This window comes from Klebsiella ornithinolytica NBRC 105727 = ATCC 31898 (assembly GCF_001598295.1).
Classification (GTDB): domain Bacteria; phylum Pseudomonadota; class Gammaproteobacteria; order Enterobacterales; family Enterobacteriaceae; genus Klebsiella; species Klebsiella ornithinolytica.
The window spans coordinates 133,144-154,142 of the sequence record NZ_BCYR01000001.1 but is presented as its reverse complement, the minus strand read 5'-3'; the positions used below and the strand labels follow the sequence as shown (position 1 = coordinate 154,142).

Genomic DNA, 20,999 nt, shown 5'->3' with positions numbered 1-20,999 from the left:
GCAATCTTAAAGGCCTTATTTGCCCAATGATGCAGAGTATTATTCTGAGTAAAAATGAAGCGCAGCAGGAGATAGTAAATCTATAGGGTCAGTGCTGGTGCGGTTTGCTGTGAGTTAAGTCACCATAAATAAAGCGTATGTTGAATAATATTTTCAACTGAGTTATCAATTTGTAATCAGATGATTGTTCTTTAACTATTACGGAGTCGCTATGCGAGTCGTCATACTGGGAAGTGGGGTAGTTGGGGTTGCGAGTGCATGGTATTTAAGCCAGGCGGGCCACGAAGTGACGGTTATCGACCGTCAACCCGGGGCGGCGGAAGAGACCAGTGCCGCTAACGCCGGGCAGATTTCCCCGGGCTATGCTGCGCCGTGGGCGGCGCCAGGCGTGCCGCTGAAGGCCATCAAATGGATGTTCCAGCGCCACGCGCCGCTGGCTATCGGTCTTGACGGGACTCAGTTCCAGTTGAAGTGGATGTGGCAAATGCTGCGCAACTGCGATACCCGCCATTATATGGAGAACAAAGGGCGGATGGTGCGTCTGGCGGAATACAGCCGCGACTGCCTGAAAGCGCTGCGTGAAAGCACCGGAATCCAGTATGAGGGCCGTCAGGGCGGCACATTGCAGCTGTTCCGTACTGAAAAACAGTATGAAAACGCCACCCGCGACATCGCCGTGCTGGAAGATGCCGGCGTTCCGTACCAGCTTCTGGAAGCGAAGCGTCTGCTGGAAGTGGAGCCCGCGCTGGCCGAGGTCAGCCATAAGCTGACCGGCGGTCTGCGTCTGCCCAACGATGAAACCGGCGATTGCCAGCTGTTTACCACGCGCCTGGCGGCGATGGCGGCGCAGGCGGGCGTCACCTTCCGCTTTAATACGCCGGTGGACGCGCTGCTGTATGAAGGCGAACAGATTGCCGGCGTAAAATGCGGCGCGGAAATCATCAAAGGCGATGCCTATGTGATGGCCTTTGGTTCTTACTCTACCGCGATGCTGAAAGGGCTGGTGGACATTCCGGTCTATCCGCTGAAGGGCTATTCGCTGACCATTCCGATTGCCGAAGAGGACGGCGCGCCGGTTTCGACTATTCTTGATGAAACCTACAAAATCGCCATTACCCGCTTTGACCAGCGCATCCGCGTGGGGGGGATGGCGGAAATCGTCGGCTTTAATAAAGATCTGCTGAAGCCACGCCGGGAAACCCTGGAGATGGTGGTCCGCGATCTGTTCCCGCGCGGCGGCCACGTCGAGCAGGCCACCTTCTGGACCGGGCTGCGCCCGATGACCCCGGACGGTACGCCGGTGGTGGGCCGTACAGCGTATAAGAATTTGTGGCTGAACACCGGGCACGGCACGCTGGGCTGGACCATGGCCTGCGGTTCCGGGCAGTTGCTCAGTGATTTGATCTCAGGCCGTACACCGGCCATTCCGTATGATGATCTGGCCGTCGCGCGCTATAGCCCCGGCTTTACTCCGGCACGCGCTCAGCATCTGCACGGCGTTCATAACTAAGGAGTCTTCATGTCCCGTCCTGTATTGGCCAGCATTGATTTGCCGGCCTTGCGGCAGAATTTGCAGATTGTCCGGCGTGCGGCCCCCGCCTCGCGCCTGTGGGCGGTGGTGAAAGCCAACGCCTATGGTCATGGCCTGTCGCGCGTCTGGAGCGCGCTGAGCGGCGCTGATGGCTTCGCGATGCTCAACCTTGAAGAGGCGATCCTGCTGCGTGAGCACGGCTGGAAAGGGCCAATTTTGATGCTGGAGGGTTTCTTCCACGCCGATGAGCTGGCGCTTTTCGATAAGTATCGCCTGACCACCAGCGTGCACAGTAACTGGCAGATTAAGGCGCTTCAGCAGGCAAAACTCCACGCGCCGCTGGATATCTACGTCAAGGTCAACAGCGGGATGAATCGCCTCGGCTTTATGCCGGATCGCATTCATACCGTCTGGCAGCAGCTGCGGGCGCTGAACAACGTCAGCGAAATGACGCTGATGTCGCATTTTGCCGATGCGGAAAATCCGCAGGGCATCATTGAGCCGATGCGCCGTATCGAGCAGGCGGCGGAAGGACTGGACTGCCGGCGCTCGCTCGCTAACTCGGCGGCGACGCTGTGGCATCCTGAAGCCCATTTTGACTGGGTGAGGCCGGGTATTGTGCTGTATGGCGCATCGCCTTCCGGCCAATGGCAGGATATCGCCAATAGCGGCCTCAAGCCGGTAATGACGCTCAGCAGCGAAATCATCGCCGTGCAGAACCTGAAGGCGGGAGAGGCGGTGGGTTACGGCGGCCTGTATCGGGCATCCGGCGAGCAGCGGATTGGGATTGTGGCCTGCGGTTACGCCGACGGCTATCCGCGCGTGGCGCCGGACGGTACGCCGGTGCTGGTTGACGGTGTTCGGACCCGCACGGTGGGCCGGGTTTCGATGGATATGCTGGCGGTCGATTTAACGCCTTGCCCGCAGGCCGGGATCGGTGCGCCGGTGGAGCTGTGGGGCAAAGAGATCAAAATTGACGATGTCGCCAGCGTCTGCGGCACCGTCGGCTATGAGCTGATGTGCGCGCTGGCGCCCCGCGTTCCGGTGGTGACCGGGTAACGTGCCTGAACGGCGCCATTCGCCACTCTTATGAGCCAGAATTTCAGTAAGTTACTGGGATTCTGGTTTTCCGCTTACGCTCGTCAGGAAAACCGACGCCGTTGTAAGCCGGGGAAATACCCGCGTCAGCCGTGCGTTGGCGGCGCGGGCCCGCTGCTCATCCTCGTCCCGCACGCCCCGGCCCGACCGCCGCAGGCCTGCCCGCAATACAACGTGCCGCTTGATAGCCACCTGGCGCCTTGATTCGATGTTGTTGCCTGCTACGATCTGCTTAGCGCAGGCTGGCATCGCCATAAGCACGGATGGTCCGAACATGACGCACTGCAAACCCGGAGATACGGTGTTCGACGGGACGGGGCCCTCCAGCGTGTCCGACAGATTTGGCAATATCAATACCGCCCCTCCCGAAGGTGGCGCGGTCATCGACGGTCGTCATAAGCGCAGACAATAAAAATCAGCAACCGACTACTTCTGGAAACAACGTCCATCACATGACTACAATGCCCCGGCGAGCCAACGGTCGTTATGTACAGAACACAACACGGACAGCGATATGCCAATGATGAGATTTACCCGCCCCCTGATTAACGCTGGTTTAAAAATGGCCTCGCTGGGGAAAAAAATAGCGATTGGCCTGCTTATCGTTATTACCGTTTTTATTGCCGGGCGTATTTACGAAACGCAGCGAGGGCCTGCACTGCATCCGTGGCATACCTGGTCTGCCGATGAAATGTCGGCAGCAGAGATAGACCGCACAACCTTCGCTGGCTATCTGGGGCGAGAAGAGGCGATTTTTCGCGAGATGAAACTTGAGCTGATCGATACGCTTCCTGACGATCAAAAAACGCCGCTTAATCGTTTTTATGCCCAAAGTCAGGTCTACCCGCAACAGTTTCAGCCTGACTGGAATCGCTCCTTTGTGCTACTGCCGGAGGGAACGCCGCGCGGCGCCGCGGTGTTGCTTCATGGCTTGACGGACTCGCCGTACAGCGTGCGCTATCTGGCAAAAGCCTACCAGCAGGAGGGGTTCGTTGCCGTGGTACCGAGGCTGCCGGGGCACGGTACAGCGCCGGGTTCGCTGACCGCCGTTGACTGGCAGCAGTGGATGGCGACCACGCGACTGGCGGTACGCGAAGCGACCCGACTGGCCGGGGCGAACGTCCCGCTGCATGTTATCGGCTATTCCAACGGCGGCGCGCTGGCGCTGAAATATGCGCTCGACGCGCTGGATGATAAGGCCTTGCCTCCGCCGCAGCAGATAGTCCTGCTGTCGCCGATGATTGGGGTGACCGCGTTTGCCCGCTTTGCCGGACTGACGGGATTACCGGCGGTGTTTCCTGCTTTTGCCCGGGCGGCATGGCTGAACGTGGTACCCGAGTTTAATCCTTATAAATACAACTCATTTCCGGTGAAGGCGGCCCGACAGTCGTGGTTGTTAACCCAGGCGCTGCAGGAGAAAATTGTCCAGGATTCCCGCAGCCAGCGGCTTGCTGCGCTTGCTCCGGTGCTGACTTTTCAGTCGGTGATGGACTCCACGGTCAGCACCCGGGCCGTGGTGGATTCGCTGTATCGCTATTTGCCGGACAACGGCAGTGAGCTGGTGATTTTTGATATCAACCAGGCGGCGAATTTACGCGCGCTGTTTCGGCCTGCGGTCTACTCTGCGCTCAGCACGCTATTGCCGCCAGCGCCGCGCCGCTATCGCACAACGGTGATTACTAATGCTTCGCCTACCACCTACGAGACCGTCGCACGTACCACGCCAGCAGGCGCGCAAGAGGAGCAGGTGACGCGGCTGAACATTGCATGGCCGCAGGATATGTATTCGCTCTCGCACGTCGCGGTGCCATTCCCGATGAACGACTCCCTGTACGGTCGCGAGCCGACGGAGAAGAACCGTTACGGTATTAGTATCGGCACCATTTCGCTACGCGGAGAGACTTCAACCCTCAGCGTAGGGCTGGATACGCTGATGCGCGTCACCTCCAACCCGTTCTTCCCGTTTATGATGGACCGTATTCAGCAACATATTCGCGGCGCTTTCCCGCCTTCCCCCGAATCGGGATTATAATGCAGAGGACATTCTGTTATTTCCCGGCCGGCAACGATATACCTGTCATAAGGGACGCCTGTTAGCCGCAAAAATGGCGGCGGTGATATTTGCAAAGGGTGTTTATTCTTCCCGGACGAAATCGTTACCGGTGATTTTTTAAGGAAAAATCTATGCAACATTGTCGGCTGATAGTGTGGGCAACCCTGGTGATTTTCGCCACTGCGGTACAGGCTGAAGACCATGTTTACGGCGAACAGCGCATCAGCGGCTGGTGGAACTGGCTCAAAAACGATGTTTCGCAAACCTGGAATCAGCCGCAAAATTATGACCTGTATCTGCCGTTTCTTAGCTGGCACAACCGTTTAACCTACGATAAAGAGAAAACGGATAACTACAACGAGATGCCCTGGGGCGGCGGCTTCGGTCTCTCTCGCTATCACGATGACGGCGACTGGAGCTCGCTGTACGCCATGATGTTTAAGGATTCGCATAACAAGTGGCAGCCGATCGTTGGCTACGGCTGGGAGAAGGGCTGGTATCTGGATAGCCGCCAGGATTTCCGCCTTGGCCTTGGCGTGACCGCCGGGATCACCGCCCGCGATGATTTCGCCAATTACGTGCCCTTACCGATTATTCTTCCCTTGTTTTCCGCGAGCTATCGGCGACTTAGCGTACAGTTCACCTATATTCCTGGCACCTACAATAACGGTAACGTCCTGTTTGCCTGGCTGCGCTATGGTTTTTAAACCCGGCGTCAGGCCGGGCGCCGGTGATTTAAAGGGTGATCACTTTTTTAGCGACGGAGTTGGATAACGCCAGCATTGAAATCAATACCGAGACGATAAACGTCAGGGCAATCAGCATTAATTTTGTGCTCAGCGAACCGATTGGGATAAGGGTGCTCAGGAGATGAAAAATGGAGTAATGGAGGATATAAACCCCGGTCATCGTTTTGCTGATTGCCGCCAGAATACTCTCTTTAAACTCGCTGTTTTTTCGGAAACGGACGCCGTTGGCCGCAATAACCAGCGCGACCACCAGAATATAAATTTGCGAACCGGTGAGAATGAATGCATTTCTGTCGGCCTTGAACAGAGCGAAAAAGAAATGGCGCTCGTAAAACCAGGTGAAAAGATAAATAAAGGGTATCGCAAACATCGCGGCTTTGACCACCTTATCGCGATTAAGCCAGCGCACCACCAGCGGGTCGCTAAACAGCTGACCGGTTAGATAGAACAACAGCCAGGTCCACAGGCGATACTGCGGCGCCAGCGTCAGCGCATGCACGTTGGGATAGAGGGCTGCCAGCAGGTCGTAACCATAGGAGAAAAGCAGCAATACAAACACCACGCCAAAGAAGATCCTTCTGCGCTGGCTTAGCCACTCGATCAGCGGGTGGAAGGTATAGATCACAATAAAGGCGAAGACAAACCACGGCTGGATAAGATAGCCGCGCTGGTAAGGTTCCCAGAGATAGTAAATCGTCATCCAGAAAAGAAAGACGATCACCACGCTTTTAATTTTCCCCATCTGCCAGCTCGTGCTATGCCGGGACTGGGCATCGAGATAGCCGGCCACCACAAAAAACAGCGGCGTGGCGATGGTCGAGATAAACGTCAGAAAGCCGAGGATCCAGTGGTAATCGTAATCATACCGATCCCAGGTGTTATAGATGGTAAAGAACGTTACCGCCGTCATGCATCCCAGCGTTTTAATAATATTTAACCCGGTGGTGTTCATTGTGGTTGCTGCATATCCTTAGGGTGGAAACAGGCGTAAATAACCGGAAGAACCAGTAGCGTCAGAATGGTCGCAAAACCCAGCCCGAACATGATAACCACCGCCATACTCTGGAAGAAGACGTCCAGCAACAGCGGCGCCAGCCCGAGCACGGTGGTGAAGGCCGTGAGCAGTATAGGGCGTAAGCGCGAGGTTGCCGCATAGATAATCGCCTCGTGCTGCGGTTTTTCCTGTTTTTGTTGTTCAATCTCTTCGACCAGCACGATGCCGTTACGGATAAGCATGCCGCTCAGGCTGAGTAAACCGATAAGCGCCATAAAGCCGAAGGGGATGCCGGTAATTAAAAAGCCCGGGGTCACGCCAATCAGCGCCAGCGGCACGGTCAGCCAGATGGCGACCGCATTTTTCAGCGAGCTGAACATCAGGACGGTGATGACGAACATCACCAGATAGCCCAATGGCAGGGTGGTGAACAGCCCCTGCTGCGCTTCGCTGGAGTTCTCCGCGTCGCCTCCCCACTCAATGCTGTAGCCGTGCGGCAGGCTGAGCGCGTTAATCTGCGGCTGGACCCGCGCCAGAATATCGCCCGGGGTTTGATTGCTCAGCGGGTCGGGGTCGGTCATCACCGTGAGCACGCGACTGCGGTCGCGGCGCAGAATTAACGGGTCTTCCCATTCGAGGTTAAAGCCGCTGACCACGTTGCTCAGCGGAATGTACTGCTGACGGCTTTGGCTCCACACCAGCACGTTTTTCAGATGGTTGGCATCCTGACGTTCGGCGGCCGGCGGGCGCACCACCACCGGCAGCAGATCGGCGCCTTCGCGGTACAACCCGGCGCGGCTACCGTTGAAATTCATCTGCAGCGCACTGTCGATATCTTGCTTATCCACCCCCAGCTCGCGCCCCAGGGTCGGGGAATACTGCGGGCGGATCGTTTTACTACGGTTTTGCCAGTCGTTGCGCACGCTACCGACGGCCGGATCCGCCGTGAGGATAGTGCTTACCTGGCTGGCTATCAGCCGTAATCTGTCGGGATCGGGGCCTTTAATTCGCACCTCGATGGCGCTGTCGCCGGATGGACCAAACATCACCCGCTTGCTGCTGGCATTCACCTGCGGATAGTGGCGCGCAATATAGGCATCCACGTGGCGAGTGAGGGCGTCAATACTACGCTGGTCGTCCATGCGCACCATGATCTGCGCATAGTTGCTGTACTGGCGCTGGCCGCTATAGGTGAGGATAAAGCGCATGCTGCCCTGACCGACGGTCGCCACGGTGGTGACGACGCCGGGCTGGCCGTTAATCGCGGTTTCGATATCGCTGGCCATTTTTTCCGTGGAGGCAATGTCGGTGCCGTAGGGCAGCCACAGATCAACAAAGAAGATCGGCGTATTGGATGACGGGAAAAAGTTCTGCCGCACCGAGCCAAATCCCCAGACTGCACCGGCCAGTAGCGCGGCCATCACCACGAGGGTGACGGTTTTTTGCCGCAACAGAGCGTTGAGGATCCGCTGATAGCTACGGTAAAAGCGTCCGCGGTAAGGATCGGCCTCAGCGGCCGGCGGCGGGGAGGCGGCGCCTTTAAACAGCCACCATTTGATCAGCACCGGGGTAATGGTGAGCGCCGAGAACCAGCTGAGCATCAGGGAGATTAACAGCACCTGGAACAGCGATTTACAATACTCCCCCGTCGAGTCCTGCGACAGGCCGATGGGCGCGAAGGCGAGGATCGCAATCACCGTTGCCCCCAGCAGGGGCAGGGCGGAACGGCGGATAACGTAGTTGATGGCGGTCAGCAGCGTTGACCCCTGCTGACGGGCAATCAGCACCCCTTCGACAATCACGATGGCATTATCGACCAGCATGCTAAGGGCGATAATGAGCGCCCCCAGCGAGATCCGCTGTAGCTCAATACCCCACAGATACATAATCAGCAGCGTGCCCAGCACGTTGAGGGCCAGCGAGAACGCGATAATAATGCCGCTGCGCACGCCCATAAAGATCAGCAGCACGCCGACAACAATGGCCAGCGCCATTAAAAAATTAGTGATAAAGCCGTTAACCGAGTGGCCAACTTCAGCCGCCTGATCGTAGAACAGATCGAGGTGAATCCCGGCGGGTTTTTCCGCCGACATTTGTTCCAGCTTTGCCTCCAGCGCATGGCCAACATCGATGACGTTGACGCCGGGAATGAACGAGACGCCCATCGTCACCGCCTGGCGGCCGTTGGCGTGGTAGATGCTGGACGGGGATTCGCTCAGCCCGCGCGAGAGGGTGGCAATATCCCGCAGCCGGGTCGCCGCTCCCGTACCGTGCGGGTTGATCGGCAGGTCGCCCAGTTCGTCGATATTCTCAAACTCCCCGGTCGGATGCAGACGAATGGACTCGCTGCCGGATGTTATCTCTCCGGCGCTGGAAACGACGTTCAGGCGGCTGAGAAGAGCGGAAAGCTGGTTAAGCGTGATGCCGCGGGCCGCCATTTTAGGCAGCGAGATATCAATGTTAATTTGCTGCGGGATCGCTCCGCCGATGGCTACCTTGCCGACGCCGGGCACCAGCACCAGCTCCCGGCGCAGCTGCTCGGCATAGCGGACCAGCTCAGGATTGGTAAAACTGTCGCCGGAAATGGCAAAGAAGAAGCCAAACACGTCGCCGAAATCATCGTTCACGAAGGGGGAAACCACGCCCGGCGGAAAGAGGCGGGCCGCATCGCCCACCCGGCGCCGCAGCTCGTCCCAGATTTGCGGCAGCTCGTTGGAGTGGTAATTCGAGGCGATATTCACCGTAATCTGCGACAGCCCGTTGGACGAAATAGAGCTGACGTTATCCAGGTAGGGCAGCTGTTGCAGGGCGTTTTCCAGCGGCAGGGTGACCTCTTCCTCGACCTGTTGCGCCGATGCGCCAGGGTAGTGGGTAATGACCACCGCCGTTTTAATGGTAAAGGCCGGATCTTCCAGACGGCCGATATTGAGCAGGGCGAAAATACCGCCAATGCCCAGCAGCAGAATAGTGAGCCAGACGCGCACGGGATTATTAATAAACTGGCGAGAGATATCCATTACAGGCCTCGTTCACGCGTCCAGATTCGAACCGGCTGTTGGGCATGCAGTTCGCTGACGCCAGCCGCCACAACGCGCTCGCCGGCGCTGAGACCGTCGGTAATAACCACCCCCTGGGTTGTCACCTGCCCGGCGCTCACTTTGCGATCCTCAAGATGCAGCTGCTCGCCATCGCCTTTAATCACCCACACGTGCGGCTCGTTGCGCGGATGATTATCGGGATTGAACACCGCCTCAACCGGCACCACCAGCGCTTCACGACCGGCGTTAGCGGGCAGATTTGCCAGATTCACCGTCACGGTGCCGCTGACGCCGCCCACCGCAGGGAAATCAGCCGGGCGCGGCATGGTCAAAATCACCTGCCAGGTGAGCGTGCTATTGTCGCTGCTGCCGGAATGCTCTTTGTACTGGGCGGTGAACTGGCGGTCTGGCAGGGCGTTGATTTTCACTATCGGGCGGTACTGCGCGTTGCGAATATCAAAGGCGCTAAACAGGTTTTCCGGAATACTGAAGACCACATCGAGGAGATCGGTACGCGTCAGGGTCACAATGGTCTGGCCGGCGGCGACCACCTGGTGATTGCGAACCGGCACGCTGGCCGCTACCCCGCTGAACGGCGCGTTGAGCGTCATCTGGTCGAGTTCTTCGCGGGCAATTTTCAACGCCGCATTTGCCGAGTCGCGGCTGGCGCGCTGGATGTCCATTTCGGCTTTCGAAATAGCCTGGCGGCCGGCCAGGGTCTGGAAGCGATCGAACTGCCGCTGCGCGAGCGTGGCGGCAGTTTGTCGTTCATTGACGCGCTGCTGGGCTTCCCGGGCGTTAAGGCGGGCGAGGACCTGTCCTTGCGTAATGTTCGCACCCTGACGAACGTCGAGCGATTCAACCTGGCCACCGCGTTTAAAAGACAGATCCGTCGAATCCCCGGATTCGATGCGTGCAGGAAAAATACGTTGCTGTGAATCACCGACGGCGGTCACCTCCACCGCTTTAACCATCCGCGGTAGCGGCGTGACCTGAGGTGCTTTCTGATCGCAAGCTGTTGTTATTAAAATAACAACAGGAATGAGAGAAAAATAACGCTTCACTGTATTCCCCTCAGAGTGAATAGATTTATTTTACATGTTTGTTACAAGCGCCATGATTATTCAGCCAACGCGGAGACAACGACATAAGTGAATAAACCTGTCGCCGTACAGGCAATGATTGCCAGGGCGATAAACAGGCTCAGACGAACCAGACTATAGCCAAACATCGCTCCTCCTTTAGTACTGGATATATAGTAAGTAAATTCTCATATGCCTAATTATGGAGTGGTTTTTGGAAGTGCTATAGCTCCTGATTATGAGCATAGTCGTAGAAAGGCGGAAATGTTAAAAAGAGTAAAAATTTTCCTTATGTCGACGTTTTAGCGTGGTTTCCAGCCGTTTTGTCTGAGGGGGGCGGGCTCTGTGATATTTTTCAATATAATAATTGGTGGTTGAATAATGTTAACCGTCCTGTGCTACGTTTAATTATAGCGACTTCTGTGCCAGCTTTTGTTTCTGAGATTCTTTCCTCAATACGACACGTCAGGCGTTAATCGCCAACTATTCTATTGGTAATAAAAGGATTGTCTGTATGTATAAAAATATCCTGGTCCCGGTTGATGTCTTTGAAATCGGCCTCGCCGACAAAGCGTTATCCCATGCTCAGTTTCTCGCGCAAAGCGCTTCCGGGCAAATTCATTTAGTGCACGTAAACCCGCTGTTTTCCCCACAGCTGACGCGCGGATTTATTTCTGATGCGCGAAAAATGGAAGACTATCTGGTTAAAAACTCAGAGGAAAAACTTGCTGAGCTGGCCAAAAAGTCCAGTCTGCCGGAAAGCGACATCCATATTCATGTCCGCAGCGGCAATATTCGTGATGAAGTGATCAAACTGGCCGACGAACTGCAGGCAGATGTGGTGATTATTGGCTCGCGTAACCCCAATATTCAGACCCATTTGCTGGGTTCCGAGGCGGCAAGCATCGTTCGTTATGCTCACGTTCCGGTTTTCGTTGTGCGTTAGGGGCGGCCTGATGCTGTTCTGATTTCCGTTACAGGAGTGAGGAGATAACCATGAGTACAGACAAACCGGCTGGCCCGTTCTACAAGCTCTCCGTCGATGAAACCCTGACCAGCACCAACAGTTCCTCCGAAGGTATTAGCAGCGCAGAAGCCGCCTCGCGGCTCCAGCAGTACGGTGAGAATGCGCTCCCCCAAAAGCCGGGCAAGCCCGCATGGCTCCGTTTCCTGGCCCATTTCAACGATGTCCTGATTTACGTCCTGCTGGCGGCCGCGCTGCTGACTGCGGTGATGGGGCACTGGGTCGATACCCTGGTGATTCTGGGCGTCGCGGTGATTAATGCCCTGATTGGCCATATCCAGGAAAGTAACGCGGAAAAATCGCTGCAGAGCATTCGCAATATGCTTTCCAGCGAAGCGGTGGTGATCCGCCAGGGGAACCATGAAACGGTGCCGACCACCGCGCTGGTGCCGGGTGATATTGTGGTGATCCGTGCGGGCGACCGAATCCCTGCCGACCTGCGGGTTATTGAAGCCCACAATCTGCGGGTGGAAGAGGCGATTCTTACCGGCGAGTCGACGGTCGTGGAAAAAAACACCGAGGCGCTGAGCGGCGATCTTCCTCTCGGCGATCGCACGAACCTGCTGTTTTCGGGGACCACGGTCAGTTCCGGCGGCGGTAAAGGCCTGGTGGTGGCGACCGGCGGAGATACCGAACTGGGCCATATCAACCAGATGATGGCGGATATTGAAAAGCACCGTACGCCGCTGCTGGTACAGATGGATAAGCTCGGCAAAGCCATCTTTATTATCATTCTGGTGATGATGGCCGCGCTGTTCGTCTTCAGCCTGCTGTTCCGCGATATGCCGGTTTCAGAGCTGATGCTCTCGCTGATAAGTCTTGCGGTGGCCTCGGTGCCGGAAGGTTTGCCGGCGATCATCTCGATCATTCTCTCTTTGGGCGTGCAGACCATGGCGCGGCAGAAGGCGATTATCCGCAAGCTGCCGACGGTTGAGACCCTCGGGGCGATGACGGTGATCTGCTCGGATAAAACCGGGACGCTGACCATGAACGAGATGACGGTAAAAGCCGTCATTACGGCGGATACCGTCTATCGGGTAGAAGGCGATAGCTATGAACCGATCGGGAATATTCACCCGGTAGATGGGGCCGGGCCGGTTGTGGTGGCGCCCGGTACGCTGCTTGAGCGCTATTTGAGGACCATTGATTTATGTAATGACAGCCAGCTTATTAAGGATGAAAGCGGGTTATGGAAAATTACCGGCGGTCCAACGGAAGGGGCGCTGAAAGTGCTGGCGGCGAAAGTCGCGCTGCCGGTGGTGGCAACCGAATTGCGCAGCAAGATCCCTTTTGATTCGCAATATAAATATATGTCGACGCTCTATCGGATCGGTAATGAAGAGATGATCTTAATCACCGGTGCCCCGGATGTACTGTTCCGGCTTTGCCAGCAGCAGCAGACCGAGGACGGCCTGCAGCCGCTGAATCAGCCTTACTGGGAAGCAAAAATTGAAGAGTACGCGCGGGAAGGGTTGCGCATGGTTGCGGCGGCGTGGAAACCGGCGGCCAGCGGGCAAAGCGAGCTGACCCATCAGGATCTGCAGCAGGGGGTTATCCTCCTCGGTATTGCCGGAATGATGGATCCGCCGCGTCCGGAAGCGATTACGGCGATTGGCGACTGCCTGCAGGCGGGCATTCGCGTGAAAATGATCACCGGCGATCACCCGCAAACCGCGATGAGTATCGGCAAAATGCTGGGCATTGGCAATGCCGGCAATGCCATCACCGGGCGTGAACTGGAGGTGATGGACGACCTGCAGCTCAGCGAAGCCGCGCAGAAATTTGATATTTTCGCCCGTACCAGTCCAGAAGATAAATTCCGTCTGGTGCAGGCGCTGCAGAGTAAAAAAGAGGTGGTGGGGATGACCGGCGACGGGGTGAACGATGCCCCGGCGCTGAAGCAGGCCGACGTTGGGATCGCCATGGGCATCAAGGGGACCGAAGTGACCAAGGAAGCGGCCGATATGGTGCTGACTGATGACAACTTCGCCACCATCGCCAGCGCGGTCAGGGAAGGGCGGCGGGTGTACGATAACCTGAAGAAAACCATCCTCTTTATTATGCCGACTAACCTGGCGCAGGGGCTGTTGATTATTATTGCCCTGCTGGCGGGGAATTTAATTCCGCTGACCCCGGTGCTGATCCTGTGGATGAACATGGCGACCTCGGCCACGCTGTCGTTTGGCCTGGCGTTTGAGGCCGGCGAAAAGAACATCATGAAGCGTCCGCCGCGCGATCCTAAGCTGCACGTTATGGACGGTTTCGCTATCTGGAGGGTCATTTTCGTCGGCTCGATGATCGCCGTGAGCGCCTTTGTGCTGGAAGCCTGGCTCCAGCCACGCGGCTATTCGCCAGAGTTTATTCGTACCGTCCTGCTGCAAACGCTGGTGACCGCTCAGTGGTTCTATATGCTCAACTGCCGCGTCGCCGACGGATTTTCTCTGAGTAAAGGGCTACTGGCAAACAGAGGCATCTGGATCGTCAGCGCCGTCCTGCTGGCGCTGCAGCTGCTGATTATCTACGCGCCGTTTATGCAAATGCTGTTTGGTACCACCGCGCTGCCGTTCCGCTATTGGGTAATCACTTTTGTCATCGGATTTGTGATGTTCCTGATTGTGGAAATCGAAAAACCGTTAACCCGGAAATGGCGTACCGCCTGATGTACGTCGACATGAGGATGCCTGCTGTGAAAACGTTCAGGTAAAAGGTAGGCGGGCATCGGGGAGGGGGCTTTCCCGCAGCGACCGTGGCCTTGAAGGCCACGGTCGCGCGTTTGCGGAGATGATATCGGGGGGCTTTATACGGCTCTGTAATGAGCAAAAGCATGCAAGATTAATATCTTAACCAGGATGATGAGGCGGTTCATTCCGCCTCGTCTTCCGCCACGCGTACCCCGACCTTCAGCACGTGGTCTTCCTCTTTCTCCGCCACCGTCCACAGCATCCCGGCGAACTCCACCTGGTCACCGACGACCGGCGCGGCCCCGAGCAGGTCCTGAATCACGTCCCCCAGCGACTGCTGGCGTTCGCGAAACTCTTCCCCGCCGTCAAGACCGTAAATTTGCGCCACATCGGCGAATTTTGCGCTGGCGTCGAGAATAAAGTCGCCGAAGAAGCGCTGGTCGAGCGCCACCGGCGGCGACTGGCTGAACATTTTACCCAGCGCCGGCAGATCGTGCTCGCGGCCGATCACGCAGAGAATATCGCCTTCGAGCAGGCGGGTGCTGCCGGTCGGGTGCAGCAGAACATTGTCGCGGAACAGGGCGGCAATGCGGGTTTCCGGCGGCATATGCAGATCGCGCAGCGCCGCGCCGACGCACCATTTATCGGCGCTCAGCTGGTACACAAACTGCTCCCAGGGGTTTTCCGGGTGAATATCCAGCCCGACGCGGGAAATAGGCCAGCCCACCGGCGGAACCACCACTTTGGCTTTTTTCGCCGCCCAGGAGAGGGAGGTTCCCTGCAGCAGCAGCGAGACCAGCACCACGAAGAAGGCGACGTTAAAGAACAGGCGGGCGTTATCAAGACCGGCCATCATCGGGAAGACGGCGAGAATAATTGGCACCGCGCCGCGCAGGCCAACCCAGCTGATAAACACCCGCTCGCGCAGGTTAAAGCCGCGAAACGGCAGCAGGCCGGCAAAGACCGACAGCGGGCGGGCGACGAAAATCATCCACATCGACAGCAGCAGCGCCGGGATGGCGATAGGCCACAGATCCGACGGCGTGAGCAGCAGACCGAGCACGAGGAACATGGCGATTTGCGCCAGCCATGCCAGTCCGTCAAAGTTCTGCAGGATCCCGTGGCGGTTGCGAATCGGCCGGTTGCCGAGCAGGAAACCGCACAGATACACCGCCAGAATACCGCTGCCGTCCAGCGACGTGGTGACGGCAAAAATCATAATTCCGCCGCTCAGCGCCAGCAGCGGATAGAGTCCCGTTGGGAGCACGATGCGGTTAATCATCTGCAACAGCAGATAACCGCCGCCGAGACCAATCGCAATACCGAGGCCGAACTGCTGCACGATATGCACGGCAAACATCCAGCTCAGGCCGGTTTCATGCTGCTGAATCATCTCGATAAGGGTAATGGTCAGGAACACCGCCATCGGATCATTGCTACCGGATTCAATCTCCAGGGTGGAGCCCACGCGTTCGTTCAGTCCTTTGCCGCCGAGCAACGAGAAGACCGCCGCGGCGTCGGTGGAGCCGACAATCGCGCCGATCAACATCCCCTCGATCAGATCGAGATGGAACAGCCACGCGGCCATCATCCCGGTCAGACAGGAGGTGATCAGCACGCCCACGGTCGCCAGCGAGAGGGCGGGCCAGAGCGCGACGCGAAATGAGCTCGCCTGGGTGCGCATGCCGCCGTCCAGCAGGATCACCGCCAGCGCCAGGTTACTCACCATGTAGGCGAAAGGGTAGTTGTCAAAAGGGATGCCGCCGATACCATCGACGCCGGCCAGCATACCGATGGCAAGGAAAATAACCAGAATCGGGATGCCAAGGCGTGAGGAAAAGGAACTCAATAAAATGCTACAGGTTACTAATACAGAACCCAGAATAAACAGACTAATGACCGCACCGGCGTCCAAAGTTGACGTACTCCTTACTGGCGTGAAGGTTTTATGAAAGTGACATCATTTTAACAACCTGCAGAGTATCCGAAAATGTGTAACAGAAGTTTTTATTCTGTCAGTACCGGATGTCCGCTGAGCGTTAAGGTGGTGGTGGCCGCGTTGTTCACCAGCAGCGCATCCGCGCCGAGGGGCAGAGTCACGGTCTGCTGCTCGTGGCCGAAGTCCAGGCCGCTGATGAGCGGAACATCGAGCTGGGTGCGAAGATAGTCACAGACCTGCGGTAAATCATAGCCCGCGTCGTAATCGTTAGGCCGGGCACCGGTAAAGCTGCCGAGGACAATGGCGCGCTGATTCGCGAGGAGACCACTATTGAGCAGCTGCAACAGCATTCGTTCGACGCGGAACGGATGCTCATTAATATCTTCCAGCACCAGAATACCGTTGGCGATTTGCGGCAGCCACGGCGTGCCAATCAGCGAGGTTATCATCGCCAGATTGCCGCCCCACAGGGTTCCCTGGGCCCGACAATCCGGGCCTTCGCCCTGCCACTCGAGGGTAAATTCCGGGCTGCGCAGCGCTTGCCAGAAGTGGCGTTCAGTAAACGGATCCATCGCTTCGGCGCCAAAGTTACCGGCCAGCATCGGACCGCTGAAGGTGATTATGCTACCCTTTGCCAGCAGGCCCATCTGAATCGCTGTAAAATCGCTGTGTCCGCAAATGATTAGCGGGTTCTGCCGCTGGCGTGCAACGAGGGCCTGCCAGTCGATGTGCGGCAGCAAGCGGCTGGCGCCGTAGCCGCCGCGTACCGCCAGCACGATACGATTAGCGCCTTCGAGGGTAGCCAGCTGGTTGATGTCGTTCAGGCGCTGATGCTCAGTTCCGGCAAACCGCTGCTGGCGGCGAGGGATGACCTCCTGGTGCAGGACCTGATGCCCGGCTTCCTGCAGACGTTGAACGCCGCGGTACGCTGCCTCCTGGTTGAGGCAGTAACCTGAAGGGGCGACCAGATAAAACTGAGACATGACAATTCCTTGCTAAGAATGAAAGGGTTATCATGCCGCCTGGAGCGATTATTGTCATCTCCAGGCGGCAAACTTCAGCCAATAAGGATAGATGTGTGAAATTGAGATGGTTTGTTTTTATCGTTGTATTGTTGGCCGGTTGTAGCTCAAAACAGGATTATCGTAACCCGCCGTGGAACGCTGAAGTTCCGGTTAAGCGGGCGATGCAGTGGATGCCGATCAGTGAAAAAGCCGGCGCGGCGTGGGGCGTTGATCCGCAGCTGGTGACGGCGATTATCGCCATTGAATCCGGCGGCAACCCGACGGTTATCAGCAAATCCGGTGCAGTAGGCCTGATGCAGCTGAAGCCTTCCACATCCGGGCGCGATGTCTACCGGCGCATGGGCTGGCGCGGCGAGCCGTCGGTCAGCGAGCTGAAAAACCCCGAACGTAATATTTCGATGGGCGCGGCCTATCTGAGTATCCTTGAGAATGGCCCGCTTGCCGGGATTAAAGATCCGCAGGTGATGCGCTATGCGGTGGTGGTCTCCTACGCCAACGGCGCCGGGGCGCTCCTGCGCACCTTCTCCTCGAATCGTCAGGATGCGATTGACGAGATTAACGATATGGATGCCGATGAGTTCTTTGAGCACGTGGTGAAAAAACATCCGGCTCCGCAGGCTCCGCGCTATATCTGGAAGCTGCAGCAGGCGCTGGACGCCATGTAGCCGCTTCCGCTCGCGCTGCGCTTCACGGTGACACATCGGGTGTCATTCGCAGAGCCCGGCGCGAGCGGAACGTTTTTCAGACAATCCTTAGAAGTCGTAGCCGACGGTGGCGGTCACGCTGCGTTCGGCTCCCCAGTAGCAGTTGCCGGTTCCGTAGCAGCCGGAGAGATACTCCCGGTCGCTGAGGTTATTGGCATTAACCTGCACAAAAGCTCCTTTCAACGACGGCGACCAGACGCCGAGATCGGCGCGCACCATCGCATCCAGTAAGGTGACCGACGGCAGGCGCTCGGTATTCGCATCATCCGCCCACTGTTTCCCGATATAGCGTACGCCGGCCCCGGCGCTGATCCCTGCCGGGAACTGATAGCGCGCCCAGAAAGAGGCCATCTGATCCGGCGTCAGCTGCGGCGTGTTGTCGTTAGTCCCATCTTTAGTGTCCTGGAAGCGCAGGCGGTTCCAGGTGTAGGAGGCGAGGGTGCTCAGCTCAGGCGTAATCTGGTTGTGCATCTCCAGCTCCACGCCCTGAGAGTGAACTTTTCCTGCGGGAATAAAGGTCGCGGTGGCGATGTTTGGATCGCGCGTCGCCACATCTTTTTGCGTTAAATCGTAGATAGCGATGCTGTACATATCGGCGGAGCCCGGCGGCTGGAACTTCAGTCCCGCCTCCAGCTGCTCTGCCGTGGTCGGTTTCAGCAGGGTGCCATCGGCGCCCGGCAGCATCGCTGGGGTAATCGCCTGGCTATAGCTCAGATACGGCGAGAGGCCGTTTTCCAGCGCATACAGCAGCGATGCCCGGCCGCTGATATGGTCATCGGAGCGGCGGCTGGAGGTGCCGAAGGTATCGCTGACCTGTTGCGAAACAATGCGATCGTAACGGCCGGAGACATCCAGATGCCAGCGCGCCCAGACCATTTCGTCCTGCAGATAGAGCCCGGTCTGGTAGTAGCGGCGGTTGTTGTTATCGCTGTAGGTCACGGTATGCCCGGTCTGCGCGGTATAGCCGCTGAACGGATCGAGAGGCGACGCGCTGCCGGCGCCGGTCCACAGATCGTTGCGGAAACGGTGATATTCCCCGCCGAGGATCAGCGTATGGGCCAGTTCGCCGGTGGTGAAATCGGCGCGCAGGCGGTTGTCGGTTGACCAGGCATCCAGCGAGCCGCGCGAGCCGCTGTAACCGCGCGCCAGACTATCGCTGTCATTAATCCAGCCGACCTGATACACCTGATCCAGCGATACGTTGGTGTGGGTATAGCTTCCGGCGGAGTAGGCGGACCAGACGTCATCGAACTGATGAGTGAACTCGTAGCTGTAGATCTGCTCGCGGCGCTGATACCCGTCTGACGGATCGCCTTCGTTGGTGCTGGTGGAGAGCTTACGTCCGTTGTGAGCATAGCGGGTGCCGTCCAGCGGCAGCGAGCCGTGATAGCCGCCCGACGGATCTTTTTGCAGGTAGGCGCGCAGCAGCAGCGAGGTGTCGGTATCCGGCTGCCAGAGCAGGGAAGGTGAAATGGCGTAGCGCTCTTCGCGGGTATTATCGTACTGGGTATCGCTGGTGCGCGTCATGCCGATAATCCGGTAAGCCCATTGATCGTTGAGGGCATCGGTATAATCGAAGGCGGCCCCTTTGGTGTTCTGCGTCCCGCCGCTGAGGCGGAAATGGCCTTCCGAGGTAAACTGCGGGCGTTTCGAGGTCAGATTCACCACCCCGCCCGGCACGCTCTGACCGTACAGCGCCGAAGAGGGGCCCCGGATGACGTCAACCCGTTCAACAAACCAGGGATCGATTTGCAGGACGTTGTGGCTGCCGCCGTCGCTCATCAAGCGCATGCCGTCGAGAAACAGGTTATCAACATCACCGCCGTGGTAGCCGCGTAGCGATACCGTATCAAAGCGGGTCGCGCCGCCGCCGAAGCTGGAGTAAACCCCCGGGGTGTATTCCAGCGCCTGGCTGATGGTATTGGCTCCCTGATCATTCATCTGTTGACGGGTGATGACGGAGACCGATTGCGCGGTGGTAATCAACGGCTGATCGGTTTTCGTCGCGCCAGCGGAGGTTTTGGCACTATAGCCCTGCGTTGGCGAGATGGCTGAGTCGATGGGTTGTGCGGTGACGATAACCGTCTCTTCCGCCAGGCTGGCAAACGGGAAGACGGTGGCCAGCGCGTACAGCAGCGCCGGGCGTTTGAAAATGACGCGAGCGGTCATGACATAATCCTGAGTTGACGTAGCCTGGTACTCCTGTACGCCACCACGCATAAAAAACGAAAGTGTCATCTCTCGTAAAAAAGTAATGCGAATTATTATCGTTCTGTTTTTGATTATCAAGGCGGGATTGGTAAATATGAAAATGAAAACCCATGAAAAACATAATGTTTATTTGACAGGACGGTGATAAACAGCGGATTAAGCGGCGATGGAAACCTGAACTGGCTACCTGATTTGGTAGCCAGTGGTTGAGGGGGGAGGGGATCAGCGGCGACTGTCTAAGCGCATCATGGCAATGGCTCTCCAGGGGGTGGCAAGGAACGGCATCGCAGAAAGAGCCTGCAGCTCCTCTTCCGTCCCTCCATCACTGAAGATGATCGCCTGCACCCGGCTGAGTGGCCAGTCTACGGCAGGGCGGTCGAGCAGTCGGAATGTATCGCCGCAGCGGGCTTCGCCAGGCGCTATCACCCGATAAAACCAGCCGTTGCGCGACTGTTGATGCATCAGTTCTGGAGCATCAGGATCCTGCAAACGGGTCGCCATCGTTTGACAGGCAACGCGCCCCCAGGAGACCTGTACTTCGGCAGCGCCAAGACGAAAGACATCGCCCGGACATACGTTAGCTTCCGTCATGCCATAAGTGGACAAATTTTCCCCAAACAGGCCGGCGCAGAGGCGCTGCCCGGCCTGCGCGGGATATCGCTCACGCCAGAAATCGTAATGTTCCCGGGCATAATGCATGAGCGCGCAATCGGGATCCTGAAAATGTTCCCGGATGCCGTTCTCGGCTTCCAGTCCATGCGTATTGAAATACACGCTGCCGCTTAACGGCACTTTGTGCACTGACCCGTCCGTCCGACGTTGATTGCCGAGGATTGTATGCAGTATCACTTTAAAATCTACGATCATAAG

The 20,999-nt window shown here is 57.4% G+C and carries 15 protein-coding genes; 8 read left to right on the top strand and 7 right to left on the bottom strand.

Features of this window, described 5'->3' with window-relative positions:
* Nucleotides 1-211: 211 nt before the first annotated feature.
* The 5 genes from ROR01S_RS00685 (at nucleotide 212) to pagP (ending at nucleotide 5,389) form a co-directional block, all read left to right on the top strand.
* Nucleotides 212-1,510 carry a D-amino acid dehydrogenase gene (locus ROR01S_RS00685; RefSeq protein WP_004863841.1) on the top strand — a complete coding sequence of 433 codons (1,299 nt, stop codon included), beginning with the start codon at nucleotides 212-214 and terminating at the stop codon, nucleotides 1,508-1,510.
* A 9-nt stretch (nucleotides 1,511-1,519) separates the two neighbouring features.
* Nucleotides 1,520-2,590: a catabolic alanine racemase DadX gene (gene dadX, locus ROR01S_RS00680; protein ID WP_015584028.1), complete on the top strand. Its 1,071-nt coding sequence runs from the start codon at nucleotides 1,520-1,522 to the stop codon at nucleotides 2,588-2,590.
* 30 nt (nucleotides 2,591-2,620) lie between these two features.
* Nucleotides 2,621-2,833 (top strand): hypothetical protein, encoded by a 213-nt coding sequence (locus tag ROR01S_RS00675; protein WP_064358993.1) that lies wholly within the window; start codon nucleotides 2,621-2,623, stop codon nucleotides 2,831-2,833.
* 310 nt (nucleotides 2,834-3,143) lie between these two features.
* Nucleotides 3,144-4,661 (top strand): alpha/beta hydrolase, encoded by a 1,518-nt coding sequence (locus tag ROR01S_RS00670; protein ID WP_064358992.1) that lies wholly within the window; start codon nucleotides 3,144-3,146, stop codon nucleotides 4,659-4,661.
* A gap of 152 nt (nucleotides 4,662-4,813) precedes the next feature.
* A complete protein-coding gene (gene pagP, locus ROR01S_RS00665; protein ID WP_004863830.1) occupies nucleotides 4,814-5,389 on the top strand; it encodes a lipid IV(A) palmitoyltransferase PagP in 576 nt (191 codons plus the stop codon).
* 28 nt (nucleotides 5,390-5,417) lie between these two features.
* Here the strand turns inward: pagP and ROR01S_RS00660 are convergent, their stop codons facing one another.
* Genes ROR01S_RS00660 through ROR01S_RS00650 form a run of 3 tightly spaced genes read right to left on the bottom strand, consistent with a single transcriptional unit; the run spans nucleotide 5,418 to nucleotide 10,527 of the window.
* Entirely contained in the window at nucleotides 5,418-6,341 is a 924-nt protein-coding gene (locus ROR01S_RS00660; RefSeq protein WP_162098183.1) for an acyltransferase, read from the bottom strand.
* A 38-nt stretch (nucleotides 6,342-6,379) separates the two neighbouring features.
* Nucleotides 6,380-9,442, bottom strand: coding sequence for an efflux RND transporter permease subunit (locus ROR01S_RS00655; protein WP_015584033.1), 3,063 nt, complete (start codon nucleotides 9,440-9,442; stop codon nucleotides 6,380-6,382).
* Nucleotides 9,442-10,527: an efflux RND transporter periplasmic adaptor subunit gene (locus ROR01S_RS00650; RefSeq protein WP_064358991.1), complete on the bottom strand. Its 1,086-nt coding sequence runs from the start codon at nucleotides 10,525-10,527 to the stop codon at nucleotides 9,442-9,444. The genes ROR01S_RS00655 and ROR01S_RS00650 overlap by 1 nt, the downstream gene beginning before the upstream one ends.
* A gap of 532 nt (nucleotides 10,528-11,059) precedes the next feature.
* Between ROR01S_RS00650 and ROR01S_RS00645 the strand changes: the two genes are divergently transcribed.
* Together ROR01S_RS00645 and ROR01S_RS00640 are read left to right on the top strand one after the other, a co-directional pair.
* Entirely contained in the window at nucleotides 11,060-11,491 is a 432-nt protein-coding gene (locus ROR01S_RS00645; RefSeq protein ID WP_004863814.1) for a universal stress protein, read from the top strand.
* A 50-nt stretch (nucleotides 11,492-11,541) separates the two neighbouring features.
* Complete coding sequence (locus tag ROR01S_RS00640) at nucleotides 11,542-14,229, top strand: cation-transporting P-type ATPase (RefSeq protein WP_015584035.1); 2,688 nt, start codon at nucleotides 11,542-11,544, stop codon at nucleotides 14,227-14,229.
* A 202-nt stretch (nucleotides 14,230-14,431) separates the two neighbouring features.
* Here ROR01S_RS00640 and ROR01S_RS00635 read toward each other — a convergent pair whose 3' ends face one another.
* Entirely contained in the window at nucleotides 14,432-16,165 is a 1,734-nt protein-coding gene (locus tag ROR01S_RS00635; protein WP_004863807.1) for a potassium/proton antiporter, read from the bottom strand.
* A gap of 92 nt (nucleotides 16,166-16,257) precedes the next feature.
* Nucleotides 16,258-17,172 (bottom strand): muramoyltetrapeptide carboxypeptidase, encoded by a 915-nt coding sequence (ldcA, locus tag ROR01S_RS00630; RefSeq protein WP_064358990.1) that lies wholly within the window; start codon nucleotides 17,170-17,172, stop codon nucleotides 16,258-16,260.
* Nucleotides 17,173-17,267: 95 nt separating this feature from the next.
* Here ldcA and emtA point away from each other — a divergent pair, with 95 nt between their 5' ends.
* Nucleotides 17,268-17,879 (top strand): membrane-bound lytic murein transglycosylase EmtA, encoded by a 612-nt coding sequence (gene emtA, locus ROR01S_RS00625; protein ID WP_015584038.1) that lies wholly within the window; start codon nucleotides 17,268-17,270, stop codon nucleotides 17,877-17,879.
* An 87-nt stretch (nucleotides 17,880-17,966) separates the two neighbouring features.
* Here emtA and ROR01S_RS00620 read toward each other — a convergent pair whose 3' ends face one another.
* Entirely contained in the window at nucleotides 17,967-20,087 is a 2,121-nt protein-coding gene (locus ROR01S_RS00620; RefSeq protein WP_064356931.1) for a TonB-dependent siderophore receptor, read from the bottom strand.
* Nucleotides 20,088-20,351: 264 nt separating this feature from the next.
* On the bottom strand, nucleotides 20,352-20,996 hold the full coding sequence (locus tag ROR01S_RS00615; RefSeq protein WP_032717117.1) for an MOSC domain-containing protein: 645 nt from the start codon (nucleotides 20,994-20,996) through the stop codon (nucleotides 20,352-20,354).
* Nucleotides 20,997-20,999 lie beyond the last annotated feature (3 nt).

Bases quoted from the DNA above. Each gene is read 5' to 3' on its own strand.
- ROR01S_RS00685 (WP_004863841.1), top strand. From the start codon at position 212: ATGCGAGTCGTCATACTGGGAAGTGGGGTAGTTGGGGTTGCGAGTGCA.
- dadX (WP_015584028.1), top strand. From the start codon at position 1,520: ATGTCCCGTCCTGTATTGGCCAGCATTGATTTGCCGGCCTTGCGGCAG.
- ROR01S_RS00675 (WP_064358993.1), top strand. From the start codon at position 2,621: ATGAGCCAGAATTTCAGTAAGTTACTGGGATTCTGGTTTTCCGCTTAC.
- ROR01S_RS00670 (WP_064358992.1), top strand. From the start codon at position 3,144: ATGCCAATGATGAGATTTACCCGCCCCCTGATTAACGCTGGTTTAAAA.
- pagP (WP_004863830.1), top strand. From the start codon at position 4,814: ATGCAACATTGTCGGCTGATAGTGTGGGCAACCCTGGTGATTTTCGCC.
- ROR01S_RS00660 (WP_162098183.1), bottom strand. From the start codon at position 6,341: ATGACGGCGGTAACGTTCTTTACCATCTATAACACCTGGGATCGGTAT.
- ROR01S_RS00655 (WP_015584033.1), bottom strand. From the start codon at position 9,442: ATGGATATCTCTCGCCAGTTTATTAATAATCCCGTGCGCGTCTGGCTC.
- ROR01S_RS00645 (WP_004863814.1), top strand. From the start codon at position 11,060: ATGTATAAAAATATCCTGGTCCCGGTTGATGTCTTTGAAATCGGCCTC.
- ROR01S_RS00640 (WP_015584035.1), top strand. From the start codon at position 11,542: ATGAGTACAGACAAACCGGCTGGCCCGTTCTACAAGCTCTCCGTCGAT.
- ldcA (WP_064358990.1), bottom strand. From the start codon at position 17,172: ATGTCTCAGTTTTATCTGGTCGCCCCTTCAGGTTACTGCCTCAACCAG.
- ROR01S_RS00620 (WP_064356931.1), bottom strand. From the start codon at position 20,087: ATGACCGCTCGCGTCATTTTCAAACGCCCGGCGCTGCTGTACGCGCTG.
- ROR01S_RS00615 (WP_032717117.1), bottom strand. From the start codon at position 20,996: ATGATCGTAGATTTTAAAGTGATACTGCATACAATCCTCGGCAATCAA.